This is a genomic window from Streptomyces sp. NPDC029292, from assembly GCF_055569295.1.
This window is the reverse complement of sequence record NZ_JBVHXR010000001.1, coordinates 81,942-95,199: the sequence shown is the minus strand read 5'-3', so window position 1 is coordinate 95,199 and position 13,258 is coordinate 81,942. Positions and strand designations below refer to the sequence as shown.

Below are 13,258 nucleotides of genomic sequence, written 5' to 3'. Positions count from 1 at the left end.
CCCCCCCCCCCCCCCCCCCCCCCCCCCCCCCCCCCCCCCCCCCCCCCCCCCCCTCTTCCCCCCCCGAGGCGGTGGCCCCGGAGCTCGTCGCCGCTCTCGACGAGGTCGCCTAGGCGGCGCTGCGCCTCCTCCCTCGGTGCGCCCGGATGATGTCCGCGTACCGATGCCCGCTCCCCTTCACCGTGCGCCGCTGCGTCTTGTAGTCGACGTGCACCAGACCGAAGCGCTTGGCGTAGCCGTACGCCCACTCGAAGTTGTCGAGCAGCGACCAGGCGAAGTACCCGGCGAGCGGAACACCCTTGCCGGCCGCCGACGTGCAGGCCGCGAGGTGCTGCTCCAGATACGTCGTGCGCTCGGGGTCGTCGACGGTTCCGTCGGGCCGTACGACATCGGGATAGGCGGAGCCGTTCTCCGTGACGTAGATCTTGCGGGCGCCGTAGTCGTCCGTCAGGCGGAGCAGCAGGCGCTCGATGCCGGTGGCGTCGACCTCCCAGTCCATGCCGGTGCGGGGTACGCCGAGACGGCGGACCGTGCGGACGTGCGGGGCCGGTCCGCTGGGGTCGTCGGCGACGGTGGACGGGAAGTAGTAGTTGAGGCCCAGCCAGTCCAAGGGCTGCGCGATGGTGTCCAAGTCCCCCGGAAGTTCGGGGAGTTCCACCCCGTACACCTCGCGCATGTCTGCGGGGAAGCCGCGCCCGTGCACCGGATCGAGCCACCAGCGGTTGGTGTGGCCGTCCAGACGGCGGGCAGCCGCGACGTCCTCGGGGCGCTCGGTGGCGGCCTCGATGCTGGACAGGTTGTTGACGATGCCGACCTGGGCGTCCGGGACCGCCGCGCGGATCGCCTGGGTCGCCAGGCCATGCCCCAGAAGCAGGTGGTACGAGGCACGCACCGCGGCAGTGAGATCCGTCAGCCCAGGAGCCATCCGGCCCTCCAGATGACCGATCCACGCCGAGCACAGCGGCTCGTTGAGCGTGGTCCAGTGCCGGACGCGGTCACCCAGCCGCTCCGCGACGACCGCCGCGTACGCGGCGAAGTGATGAGCCGTCTCGCGCACCGGCCAGCCGCCCCGGTCCTGGAGCACCTGCGGCAGATCCCAGTGGTAGAGGGTGACGGACGGCGTGATGCCCGCCTCCAGCAGGCCGTCGATCAACGCGTCGTAGAAATCGAGCCCCTTGGCGTTGACCGGGCCGTCGCCGCCCGGCATCACGCGCGGCCAGGCGAGGGACAGCCGGTAGGCGTTGGTGCCGAGTTGCCGCATCAGCGCGATGTCCTCGCGCCAGCGGTGGTAGTGGTCGCAGGCGAGGTCCCCGTCGTCGCCGTTGTCGATCTTTCCGGGGGTGTGCGAGAAGGTGTCCCAGATCGATGGCGATCGGCCGTCCTCCGCCACGGCTCCCTCGATCTGGTACGCCGATGTGGCCGTGCCCCACAGGAAGTCGTGCGGGAGTGCGGCGAGGTCGATGGTCACGGAAGTCCCTTCGGAATGGGGAGAGTTGGTCACTTGACGGCTCCGGCCGTCAGCCCGGCGACGAGATAGCGCTGCAACAGCAGGAAGCCCGCGACCACCGGCACGCTGACGACGAGCGAGGCGGCCATGATCTGGTTCCAGTAGACGTTGTTGAGCGTGGAGTAGCCCTGGAGCCCGACGGCTAGCGTGCGCGTGGTGTCGTTGGTCATCACCGAGGCGAACAGCACCTCGCCCCAGGCGGTCATGAAGGCGTAGACGGCGACCGCGACGATGCCGGGGATCGCGGCCGGGACGACCACCCGGAACAGCGCGCCGAGTGGTCCGCAGCCGTCCACCAGCGCCGCCTCGTCCAAGTCGCGCGGCACCGAGTCGAAGTACCCGATCAGCATCCAGATCGAGAACGGCAGCGAGAAGGTGAGATACGTCAGGATCAGCCCGCCGCGCGAGCCGAACAGGGCGATGCCCGTGGCGTTGCCGATGTTGACGTAGAGGAGGAACAGCGGGAGCAGGAAGAGGATGCCGGGGAACATCTGCGTGGACAGCACGGTGACCGTGAAGACGCGCTTGCCGCGGAAGCTGTAGCGGCTGACGGCGTACGCGGAGAAGACCGCGATCACCACCGAGCAGACCGTCGCCGCACCCGCAACGATCAGCGAGTTCACGAAGTACCGCGCGAGCGGGATCGTCGACCAGATGTCGATGTAGGGGCGGATGGTCAGGCCGCTCGGCAGCCAGCGGAACTTCCCCGAGACGTCCGCGAGCGGCTTCAGCGAGCTGGAGACCATGACGTAGACCGGCACCAGGACGAACCCGGTGAGCAGGGTGAGGAAGATCCGCCGGGACCAGAGGAAGGACCGGGGCGGAGCCATCGGCGAGCGAAGCGTCGTGGAGCTGCTAGACATCGGCCGTCTTCCTTCCCCAGGAGGTGAGCAGCAGATAGCCGCCCGTCACGACGAGCAGGAAGAGCAGCAGCAGGACCGACATCGCGGAGCCGGTGCCGAAGTTCCAGGTGACGAACGACGCCTGGTAGATGTGGACCGAGATGAGGTCGGCTGCCTCCGGAGCGGTCTTGCCGAACAGGACGTACGGCGTGTTGAAGTCGTTGAACGTCCACAGGAACAGGACCAGGACCAGAACCTGGTTGACCGGGCGCAGCGACGGCAGGGTGATGCGGCGGATCCGTTGCCACATGCCGGCCCCGTCGAGGGCGGCCGCCTCGTACAGCTCGCCCGGGATGTTCTGCAGTCCGGCCATGACGATGAGGAAGGCGAACGGCCAGCCCTTCCACACGGACACGGTGAGCAGGGCGTAGAAGCTGTTGTCGCCGATGAGCCAGAAGGACGGCTTGTCGGTGAGGTGCAGCTGGTCGTGCAGGACGTGGTTCACCAGGCCGTTGTCGTGCTGGAACATGAACACCCAGGTGATGACGGCCGTGTACACGGGCAGCGCGTACGGGACGAGGAACAGGGCGCGCAGCAGGCCGCGGCCGCGGAAGGTGTCCTGCATGTAGATGGCCGCCGCCGTGCCGATCAGCCAGCACAGGCCGACCGACAGCAGGGTGAAACCGACGGTGACGAGGAACGAGTGGAGCAGCGCCTCGCCGACGGGCGCGCTGAAATCCACCGAGACCTTGTAGTTGTCGAGGCCCGACCAGGGGGCGGTGCCCCAGTCGCGGATGTAGAACTGGGTGAGCTCCTTGAAGCTCATCACGATGCCGATCACCATCGGCACCAGGTGGACCAGGAGTTCGAGGATCAGAGCGGGCAGAAGCAGCAGGTACGGCAGCCCGATGCGGCGGATCCGCCCGGTGCGGCGCGGGCCGCGCGCCGCACCGGGGGATTTCGTGCGCACCGTCCGCTCGCCGACCTCCGTGGAGGCGGTCGTGGTGGTCATGTCGGTGCTCGCGCTCACTTCGTCGGCATCTGCTGCTGGGCCTTCTCGAGCCTGGCCTTCACCGAATCCGTGGTCACCGGGCGTCCGGCGGCTGCGTCGGCGAACAGGTCCTTGACGGCCGTTCCGACCGCCGTCTCGAACTGGGACTCGTCGGCGACCTGCGGAAGCGCGGCGGCGCTCTTGGCGAGGGTGTCCTTGAGGACGGCGATCGCCGGGGTGTTGAACGTGGCGTCCGACTGGGCGGCCTTGACCGGCGGGATGGAGCTGTACGCCGTGTTGAGGATCTTCTGCTCCCCGTCGCTGGTCATGAACTTCACGAACTGCGTGGCGCCGTCGAGGTTGTCGGTGTTCTTGAAGACGGCCAGATTGATGCCCGCCACCATCGAGTTGACGTTCGTGCCGGTCCCCGGGGTGCCGGACTGCACGGGCACCGGAGCGATGCCGTACGCGTCCGCGCTCATGCCCTGCGAGGTGAGGTTGGCGGACGCGGACTGCCACAGCAGCATCGCGTTCTTGCCCTTGGCGAAGTCGCTCACGGACTGGTTCTGCGCGTACTCGGCGTTGCCCGGCGCGATGATCTTGTCCTTGGCCATCAGGTCGACGTACTGCTTGACCGCGGCGACCGTACCGTCGGAGGTGAAGTCGGGCTTGCCGTCGGCGGTGAAGAAGCCGGCGCCGTGCTGCTGGGCGAAGACGAAGGCGTGGTGGATGTTCTCCGACGGGTTCGAGCCCTCTGCGCCCAGGCCCCACTTGCCGTTCTTGGAGAGCTTCTTGCCGTCGGCGATCAGCTCGTCCCAGGTGGCCGGCGGCTGGGCGATGCCCGCGTCGGCGAACATCTTCTTGTTGTAGTAGAGGGCGTACGCCATCGAATACAGCGGCACCGCGGCCGGGTCCTTGCCCTGCGCGCCCGTCGAGCCGAGCGCCGAGTCGACGAAACGGTCCTTGCCGCCGATCTTGGCGAAGTTCTTCGCGTCCCACGGCAGCAACGCGCCCGTGGCCTGCAGCGACGCGCTCCAGGTGTTGCCGATGTTGAGGACGTCGGGGCCCTGGCCGGAGGTGGTCGCGGTGAGGATCCGGTTCAGCAGGTCCGACCAGGGCACGACCTCCACCTTGACCTTGATCCCGGTCTGCTTCTCGAACTTGTCGAGTTCGGGCTGGAGGACCTTCTTGTCGACCTCGATGCTGGCGCCCTGGTTGGAGGCCCAGTACGTGAGCGTCTTCGGCGAATCGTTGGACCCGCCGCCCGTCGACGAGCCGCCGCCACAGGCGGTCACGGCGGTCAGCAGGGAGACGGTGACCGCACCGGCGGCCGCGGCTCGGATTCTGCGCATGGCTGCTTATGTCCCTTTCCCGGAGGGAGAGCCACGAGGGCCGTATGCGTTCACTTCCCGAACGCCCCTCATGGCTTAATTTAGGACGTGAGTTAAGACCCGGAAGAAAGTCGCGTCAAGGGATCGCGCAGAGGTATCTTGCAGGTCGGGCAGTCCGGAAGGGATTCACATGGCGGGGCGGAACGGGCGGACAGTGCGTGACCTGCGGCGAGGCAATCGCACCGCCGTGCTGCAACGGTTGTATTTCGACGGGCCGATGAGCCGGTACGAGCTGGGCCCGGCCACCGGGTTGAGTTCCGGTTCCATCAGCAACGTGGTCGCCGAACTCGTCGCCGACGGACTGGTCGAGGAGGCGGGCAGCGTCGACTCCGACGGCGGCCGCCCGCGCACCTTGCTGCGCGTGGTGCCCGGCAGCGGCCACATGATCGGCGTCGACGTCGGCGAAACCCGCGTCCGCGTCGAGCTGTTCGACCTGACCCTCACCGAACTCGCCCGCACCGAGAGGCCGTTGGAGCATCAGCACTACGACGTCGAGGTCGTCGTCGGCCACATCCGCGACGGCATCGCCGAGGTCCTGGCCGAGACGGGCATCGCCCCGGAGCAGCTCCTCGGCGTCGGTATCGGCGTCCCCGGCATCGTGGCCCGCACCCCGGAGCGCGGCGCGGTGGTGCACGGCCAGACGATCGGCTGGGACGCCGTCCCGCTCGAATCCCTGCTCCGTTCGACCTGCGAACTCCCCGACACGGTCCCGTACTTCGCGGACAACGGTGCCCGGACTCTCGGCCAGGCCGAGATGTGGTTCGGCGCCGGCCGCGGCGCCCGCAACGCGGTCGTCGTCCTCTTCGGCTCCGGAGTCGGCGCCTGTCTGGTGACCGAGGAGGTGGAGAACGGCCGGTCCGTCGAATGGGGTCATCTGACCGTACGGGTCAGGGGGCGCCGCTGCCGCTGCGGCGCCCTGGGCTGCCTGGAGGCGTACGCGGGTGCGGAGGCGCTCCTCGACCGCTGGCGCGAGGAAGGCGGACGCCCCCCGGAGGGCACCGACGAGGAGACCGCGCTCACCGCGATGCTCGCCGCGGCCTACCCGCTCGAGAAGGATGCCGAACCCGACCCCGTGGCGCTCGCCGTCCTGGAGGAAACCGCCGAGTACCTGGGCGCGGGCCTGTCCGACCTGATCAACCTCTTCCAGCCCGAGCGGATCCTCATCGGCGGCTGGGCCGGACTTCAACTCGGCTCCCGTTTCCTGCCCGCCGTACGCCGGTACGCGGCCTCGTACGCGCTGCGCTATCCCGCCGAGCGCGTCTCCATCGACCTCGGCAGGCTCGGCCCGGACGCGGTCACCGTCGGCGCCGCGATCCTGCCCCTCGCCGACTTCTTCGCCCGGGGTGGACGGCGCGCCGAGCCCGTACCGGAGGACCGGTCACCGGCCTGGCGCACGGCCCTGGAGGAGCGGGCTCCGCACTGATCCGCGGCAGGCGATTCCGCCGGTCACCGGTCATGACCCATGAGGTAATCGACGCGCGCTCCGCCTCCCGGAACCATGAAGGGCGTACCCGCTCGACTCGCCCGTCACCGGATTCCGGGAGGTTTCCCATGCCGTACTTCGAGAGCCCCGTCGATGGCACCCGGCTGCACTTCGTCGACTACGGGCCGGCCACGGGGCCGGTGGTCGTGTTCGTCAACAGCTCCTACCTCGCGACGGACATGTGGGAGTTCCAGATGCTGCCGCTCGCCGAAGAGGGCTACCGGTGTGTGGGGTTCGACCGGCGAGGGCACGGCCGCTCCGAGGACGTGTGGGGCGGCTTCGACCTCGACAGCCTGGCCGACGACGTCAACGGACTGCTGAGCCACCTCGACCTGTGGGACGTGACGCTGGTCGGGCACTCCGTAGGAGCCTCGGAAGTCGTGCGCTGCCTGACCCGGCACGGGGCCGGACGGGTGGCGAGGGCGGCGCTCGTGGCGGCCGTGGTGCCAGGAGTCGTCCGGACCGAGAATCATCCCGAGGGCTTCGACCCGGCCGTCATGCGGACCGGCAACGAGACCATCCGGCGCGACCCGGCCGCCTTCTTCACCGGCACAGCCCACGAGTTCTTCGCCCTCCAGCTCCCCGCCAACGAACTCTCCCCGGCCTACGTGCAGTCCTTGATCGACCGCTGCCTGCGTTCGACTCCGCGCGCCGGGGCAGCTCTCAGGGAGCTCGTGGCCACCCTGGACCTCACCCCCGAGCTGCCGAAACTCGACCTGCCCGTCCTCGTCGTGCACGGCACGCACGACACCTTCGTGCCGCTGGACGAGACCGGCCGCCGGGCGGCGGAGCTGCTGCCCGACAGCACGCTCAAGGTCTACGAGCACGGGGGCCACGGCCTCTTCGCCACCCACGCCGATCAACTCACCGCGGATCTCCGGGAGTTCGCGGCCCGCGTTTGACCTCGTGCTCAGGTCACGCGAACGCGTTCACCCCGGTCAGCTCCGCCGACAGCTCCCACAGTCGCGCGGCCTGCCCGGGGTCGATCGCGTAGTCCCGTACGCCGATGCGCGTGTCGTCCGCCGGAGCGGGCTCGGCGATGTCGCAGTCCTCGCAGTACACCCCGCCCATACCGGCCAGCTGCGGTGAGGTCGCGGCCCACACCTGAGTGGCCGCGCCCTGCTCGGGCGTCTTGAAGGCCTCGGGGTGCAGCAGGGCGCCGTTGTCGTCGATCCAGCCGCGCTCGACCATCTCCTCCTTGCGGAGGTGACGCTGAAGGGGCGTGAGGATGCCGCCGGGGTGCAGGGCGAAGGCGCGTACACCGGAGTCGCGGCCGAGCCGGTCGAGGTGCACGGCGAAGAGCACGTTCGCCGTCTTCGCCTGTCCGTAGGCCTCCCATTTGTCGTAGCCGTTGTTCCAGTGCACGTCGTCCCAGCGGATCCCCGAGTTGTGGTGGCCGGTGGAGGACACCGCCACCACGCGTGCGCCGCCCGGCTCGATCGCCGGCCAGAGCCGGTTGACGAGCGCGTAGTGGCCGAGGTGGTTGGTCGCGAACTGGGCCTCCCAGCCGGGCCCGACCCGGGTCTCCGGGCAGGCCATGATCCCGGCGTTGTTGATCACGATGTCGACGGTGCGGCCCGAGTCGAGGAATCGCTCGGCGAAGCCGCGCACGCTCTCCAGGTCGCCGAGGTCGAGCTCGTCCACCTCGACCCCGTCGATACCCTCCAGCGCCTCTCGGGCGGCGGCCGGGCGGCGCGCGGGGACGACGACACGGGCGCCCGCCTCGGTGAGCGCGCGTGTCGTCTCCAGGCCGAGGCCCGAGTAGCCGCCCGTGACGATCGCGAGCTTTCCGGAGAGGTCGATTCCGTGAAGGACGTCGTCGGCGGTGCTCCGGGCACCGAAGCCCGAACCGATCTTGTGCTGTGCAGTGGTCATGCGTCGCACGCTACGAATTGAAGTGGACTCGAAGTCAACCGGACACGGCCGTCCCTGTGGGGCTGCGAGCCGGGGCCGCCTCCGGGCATGGAAAGACCCCGACCGGACGGGGGAATCTCGGTCGGGGCCGCCTGTGGTGGGCACGGATGGCGGTCGCCTCTCGGCGAAGGGCTCCACAGGGCTTCAGCCGAACGATCGTCCCTGTGAGCAAAGGTGAGGCCCGGGGACACTGTCCCATCCGCACCCACGGTTGGTTCAACGGGTAACTACCGGTGGGTGTTCCCTCTGACGTGGCCGGAGGCGGTGATGTGCGTCACGACGGCCACGCGCGACGCATCAGGGTTTCACGGCGACCGCGCCGAACTGGGGAAGTGCGGCGGGGGAGGCGGACTCGGCGCGCCACTGCGCGCACGAAACGAGTCCCGGTGTGACCAGATCCAGGCCGTCGAAGAACGCCGTGATCTCCGCGCGGCCGCGTGCGGTGATCGGCGGGGTGGCGTTCTCGTTCCAGAACTTCATCGCCTCGATGTTGCCCTCGCCGCCGAGGTCGGAGTCGGTGGTGGGATGGGTCAGCGCGAGACAGCTGCCCGAGGGAACCGCGGCCATGATCCGGCGCACGATATCCTGGGCCTGGCCGGTGTCCAGGACGAAGTTGAGGATGCCCAGCATCATGACCGCGACGGGCCGGTCGAGGTCGAGGGTCACCGCGGCGCCCTGGACGATGGCGTCCGGGCGGTGGACGTCGGCGTCGATGTAGTCGGTGGTTCCCTCGGGCGTGCTGGTCAGCAGAGTGCGGGCGTGGACGAGCACGATGGGGTCGTTGTCGACGTACACGATCCGCGACTCGGGCGCGATCCGCTGGGCGATCTCGTGGGTGTTGTCCAGCGTCGGCAGCCCGGTGCCGATGTCCAGGAACTGCCGTACCCCGCGCTCGTCGGCCAGGTACCGGACCGCGCGCCCCAGGAATTCGCGGTCGGCGCGCGCCACGTCACGGATCACCGGGAACATCGAGGCGACCTGGTCACCGACCGTCTGGTCGACCTCGTAGTTGTCCTTCCCGCCGATCCAGTAGTTCCAGACCCGGGCATTGTGCGCCACGCTGGTGTTCAGCCTCGCCGATCCGCCCGCCGGGCGCTGGCTCTCACTCACGTCTTCCCCTTCCCGCGCGCCCAGGAGCTGCCCTGGGCGCATACGGCCGCCGCAGCGGCTCCGGACCGTCGGCGTCATTGTGCCGCCAGGGATACGTACGGGGTGCCGCCTTGGATACCTATCCGGCTCCTGCTCCATGCGGGTGATCCATTCGGAAGGAGGGCGCACCATGGCTGAGGACGAGCACGACGGCAAGGACCGCGCCGAGCAGGCGCAGCGGCGAGAGGGCGCATCTGCCCAGGAGGCCCGTCACCGCGACGCGGGACCCGCCACCACCAGTTCCGCGTTGCGGTCCCCGGCGCCGCCCGCCCAACTCTCCTGGACACCGGCCGACATGCCTTCGGCCAGGCCGGGCGCGTTGTACGCCAACTCCCGGTACAAGGAGGCGAGGCCCACCGCCGACAGGTCGGCGAAGTCCGGGTCGGTGCGGTGCGGGGCGGCGGACTCGATGAGGGTGGTGAACAGGGACAGCGTTCCGTCCGGGTTGTCGGCCAGCTCGATGAGGCGGGCATGGTGCGGATAGTCCACGTGGGAGGCGGTGTTGACCTCCCAGAAGGAGCGGGCGGGCGTCGCGTGCGCGTGCGGTGTGATCCGGTTGACGTGGCTGTGGCCGTTGATCCAGGCCACCACGTTCGGGAACCGGCTGAGCAGGGCGACGACCTCCGCGCCGTCGTGGCGCGGCTCGTCCGTGCGGGCGGCGTCCGGGCGGCGGGTCATGCCGGGGCTGTGGTGGTGGCTGAAGATCAGGAGGTGGGCGTCGTCGCCGCCCGGATGGCGTACGAGGCCGCCGTCCGCGTCGTACGACCGGGCACTGTGCGCGGTCAGTGTCCGTTCCAGCCAGCGGAGCTGCTCGGTGCCGAGCGAACCCTCGTAATGGCCGCCGCGGTACGTCGTGTCGATGCTGATGCCGATGACGTTCTCGGCCACCCGGAAGGCGTAGTACATCCGCTCGCCGTCCAGATTGTTCTCCGTGTAGCCGTGGCCGACCGGACCGGCACCGGTGTGCGCGGGGTCGAGATGCGCGGCCAGATAGTCGCGCGGGGTGTACAGCCGACGCCGCTCGTCGGCCGTCACGGTCCGCGCCGACGCCGCGTGCCTGCTCAGGATCGCCTTGAGCACCTCGCTCTTGGGGTCGTCGCCCGACCCCAGCGCCCTCGCGTAAGCCGCCGCGTCCGCGTCGGGGACCGACAGCAGCTTGCGGGAGCCGACGGCGAAGTCGCCCAGCGCGGGCGAGAGACAACCGCCGGGCAGATCGTCGTGATTGCCGACCGTGGAGTACCAGGGGATGCCGAGCCCCGGGCTGGTCACCGGCCGTGTCCCGGCGTCGAGGAAGCCGGGTATCAGGGGCACCCCGCGCCGCTTGTCCACATCGCGCAGGACCGCGTTGTCGGGATGCCAGAAGAGGGGGAGACCTGAGTTCTGGACGCCTTCGTACGCCGTCGGGTCACCGGTATTGGGCGTGATCCGGCCGCCGCTCATCACCGTGAGGAACCACTCCAGCTCGATCGCGGAGTTGTTGTCGGTGTTGTCGCCCGTCGTCATCACGAACGACGGCGGCAGGCCGGTGTGCGGCCCTCCGCCGAGCGCGTTCACCTGCTCCACGAGCGCGACCGCACCCGCCACCGTCAGCGCCTCCGGGGCCCGCCATGCGGCGGGACTGCGCGACCGCAGGAACTCGGTGCGCAGCGGGTTCTGTACGTCGGCGAGATGGAGGTCGGTGAACTGCACGTAGCACGCGAGCGCGGTACGCCGGTCCAGGCGGCCCGCACCGGGAGAGGCGAGTTCTCCCCGTACGACCAGGGGCCAGCCGGGCCCTGAGACGAGCCGCCGATAGGTGCCGGTGTGCGCGCTGCCGGCGCTGCTCGTCGTGCCGGCGCCGAGTCGGGCCGTCGTCTCCAGGGTGGTCGTCGCGTACGGCTCCGACCGGCGGGTGGTCCGGGCGACACCCCGTACGGCCGGTTGCGCGGAGGGGGACTGGCGCTGACGCGGGAAGAGCGCGCCCGTCGCTGCGGCCGTCCCCACGCCCGTTCCCGCCACGGCGGCGGTGGAAGCGAGCAGAAAGCGACGACGGTTGATCGCGGACAGGGGTTCAGTCCCGGCCATGGAGCGGCCCTCCGGTGCCTCCGAGTGACTCACTGAGCGGAACCACTCATTCAGGCCCCAGGGGCAGGCGCATGACGTCGCCATGAACGCCGCCGGAACAGGCGGAACAGGCGGCTCAGCCGGAGCGGACGGGGTCGGGGACAGTGGCCCTATCGGTCCGTGGATCGGCGGCGGACTGCCGAGAGCAGGCGCCGGGTGCCCATCACGTGCCCGCCCGTGCCGATGACGAGCCGCCGGTAGAGGCCGCCGGCCAGGCCGGGAAAGGCGGCTCGGGTTTCGGCGCGCAGCCGTGATCGCCCCGGACCGATGTCTTCGAGGCGAAAGATCAGGGCGTAGGACGAGAAGCGATGGCGCCCTTGGAGGACCAGCTCCCGCCCCGGGACCGCCGAGACGACCCGGAAGCCGGGAAACGTCGAGCCCTCGGCAAAGGGCCGAGGCCCGGACCCTGTGCGATCGGCGCATCCGACCAGGCGCGCGTAGCCGGCCGCACCGGGGCGTGAGAAGGACCGGTCCAGCGTTTCGCCCAGACCGCGCCAGACGTCGTCGGTGCCCGCCGCGACGACCGTCACGTGCTCATCGATGTACGGCAGCGAAGCGATCTGCATCAAAGCCTCCATGAGGTTCGATCGCGGTCGGCGGGGGCGTTCGGTGCGTGGTCGAGGTGACCCCAAGTGACTTGCCCCGGCTGACTCCCCACTCCCATAGAAGCCCAGGCGGGCCGAAAGCACCCCGCGCACGGCACGACCACCACGTCAGGGGCTTGTCACGCGTGCCGGTGTCTCCCCGTTCCTGGTCCAGGACAGCAGCTCGTCCGCGGTCCAGGTGGTGATCACGCGCTCGGGGGGCACCCCGCACTCCTCGGCCCGCGCGCAGCCGTGGATCTGCCAGTCGAGCTGCCCCGGCGCGTGCGCGTCGGTGTCCACGGAGAACAGCACCCCCGCGTCGACCGCCCGGCGCAGCAGCCGTCGCGGCGGGTCGAGCCGCTCGGGACGGCTGTTGATCTCCACGGCCGTGCCGGACTCCGCGCAGGCCGCGAAGACCGCGTCCGCGTCGAACTCCGACTCGGGCCGGCCACGCTCGCCGAGCAGGCGGCCCGTGCAGTGCCCGAGCACGTCCGACAGCGGATTGCGTACGGCGGCGACCATCCGGCGGGTCATCGGCCGCGCGGCCATGCGCAGCTTGGAGTGCACGGACACCACCACGACATCCAGTTGGTCCAGCAGCTCCGGCTCCTGGTCGAGCGAGCCGTCGTCGAGGATGTCGCACTCGATGCCGGTCAGCAGCCGGAAAGGGGCCCACCGCTGGTTGAGTTCCGCGACCACGGTCAGCTGCTCGCGCAGGCGCTCCGGGGACAGCCCGCGCGCCACGGTCAGCCGCGGCGAGTGGTCCGTGAGCACCGCCCACTCGTGCCCGAGCCGTGCCGCGGTCCGGCCCATGTCCTCGATGGGGCTGCCGCCGTCCGACCAGTCGGAGTGCAGATGGCAGTCGCCGCGCAACAGCGCCCGCAGCCGCTCACCCCCATCGGCCGGCGGAGCCTCGGCCTCCCGTTCGAGCTTGTCCAGATACTCGGGCACCCGACCGGCCAGCGCCTCGCGGACGACCTGCGCCGTCTTCGGGCCGATGCCCTTGAGGGACTCCAGGGACCCGGCCGCCGCGCGCTCCTCGACCTCGCTGTCGGGCAACGCGGCCAGCACGGCCGCCGCGGTACGAAAGGCACGTACGCGATACGTGGGGGCCTGGGCCCGCTCCAGCAGGAACGCGATCCGGTCCAGTGCCTCGACGGGATCCATCGGCACCTCCTCCCTCCAGCCTTTCCCAGCCGTCGCGCGCCCGCACGGTGGAGGGGCACCGCCCGGCCGTGGGCGGCACGCTCACCCGGCTGGGCGAACTGCCCAGCCGCTGACCCGGGGGAACCGC

The 13,258-nt window shown here is 70.2% G+C and carries 11 protein-coding genes; 2 read left to right on the top strand and 9 right to left on the bottom strand.

The window, feature by feature from the left end; translation table 11 throughout:
* Nucleotides 1–109 precede the first annotated feature (109 nt).
* From ACZ4WS_RS00485 to ACZ4WS_RS00470, 4 genes are read right to left on the bottom strand one after another with little or no spacing between them, the layout of a single operon-like run.
* On the bottom strand, nt 110–1,468 hold the full coding sequence (locus ACZ4WS_RS00485; RefSeq protein ID WP_467975852.1) for a GH1 family beta-glucosidase: 1,359 nt from the start codon (nt 1,466–1,468) through the stop codon (nt 110–112).
* Nucleotides 1,469–1,497: 29 nt separating this feature from the next.
* Entirely contained in the window at nt 1,498–2,337 is an 840-nt protein-coding gene (locus ACZ4WS_RS00480) for a carbohydrate ABC transporter permease (protein WP_467977107.1), read from the bottom strand.
* Between the two features lie 25 nt (nt 2,338–2,362).
* Nucleotides 2,363–3,361: a carbohydrate ABC transporter permease gene (locus ACZ4WS_RS00475; protein ID WP_467977105.1), complete on the bottom strand. Its 999-nt coding sequence runs from the start codon at nt 3,359–3,361 to the stop codon at nt 2,363–2,365.
* A gap of 14 nt (nt 3,362–3,375) precedes the next feature.
* A complete protein-coding gene (locus ACZ4WS_RS00470; protein WP_467975850.1) occupies nt 3,376–4,692 on the bottom strand; it encodes an ABC transporter substrate-binding protein in 1,317 nt (438 codons plus the stop codon).
* A gap of 169 nt (nt 4,693–4,861) precedes the next feature.
* On the opposite strand from ACZ4WS_RS00470, the gene ACZ4WS_RS00465 reads away from it, so the two are divergent.
* Together ACZ4WS_RS00465 and ACZ4WS_RS00460 are read left to right on the top strand one after the other, a co-directional pair.
* Entirely contained in the window at nt 4,862–6,154 is a 1,293-nt protein-coding gene (locus ACZ4WS_RS00465) for an ROK family transcriptional regulator (RefSeq protein ID WP_467975848.1), read from the top strand.
* Nucleotides 6,155–6,282: 128 nt separating this feature from the next.
* Nucleotides 6,283–7,116, top strand: coding sequence for an alpha/beta fold hydrolase (locus ACZ4WS_RS00460; RefSeq protein WP_467975847.1), 834 nt, complete (start codon nt 6,283–6,285; stop codon nt 7,114–7,116).
* A 13-nt stretch (nt 7,117–7,129) separates the two neighbouring features.
* Here the strand turns inward: ACZ4WS_RS00460 and ACZ4WS_RS00455 are convergent, their stop codons facing one another.
* The 5 genes from ACZ4WS_RS00455 to ACZ4WS_RS00435 all read right to left on the bottom strand — a co-directional run bounded on the left by ACZ4WS_RS00455 (nt 7,130) and on the right by ACZ4WS_RS00435 (nt 13,131).
* Complete coding sequence (locus ACZ4WS_RS00455; protein ID WP_467975846.1) at nt 7,130–8,089, bottom strand: SDR family NAD(P)-dependent oxidoreductase; 960 nt, start codon at nt 8,087–8,089, stop codon at nt 7,130–7,132.
* A 336-nt stretch (nt 8,090–8,425) separates the two neighbouring features.
* Nucleotides 8,426–9,238 carry an SAM-dependent methyltransferase gene (locus ACZ4WS_RS00450; RefSeq protein WP_467975844.1) on the bottom strand — a complete coding sequence of 271 codons (813 nt, stop codon included), beginning with the start codon at nt 9,236–9,238 and terminating at the stop codon, nt 8,426–8,428.
* A 249-nt stretch (nt 9,239–9,487) separates the two neighbouring features.
* Nucleotides 9,488–11,341, bottom strand: a complete 1,854-nt coding sequence (locus tag ACZ4WS_RS00445) for a TIGR03767 family metallophosphoesterase (protein ID WP_467975842.1) — start codon at nt 11,339–11,341, stop codon at nt 9,488–9,490.
* A gap of 149 nt (nt 11,342–11,490) precedes the next feature.
* Nucleotides 11,491–11,946 (bottom strand): hypothetical protein, encoded by a 456-nt coding sequence (locus ACZ4WS_RS00440; RefSeq protein WP_467975841.1) that lies wholly within the window; start codon nt 11,944–11,946, stop codon nt 11,491–11,493.
* A gap of 147 nt (nt 11,947–12,093) precedes the next feature.
* On the bottom strand, nt 12,094–13,131 hold the full coding sequence (locus tag ACZ4WS_RS00435; RefSeq protein WP_467975840.1) for a PHP domain-containing protein: 1,038 nt from the start codon (nt 13,129–13,131) through the stop codon (nt 12,094–12,096).
* Nucleotides 13,132–13,258 lie beyond the last annotated feature (127 nt).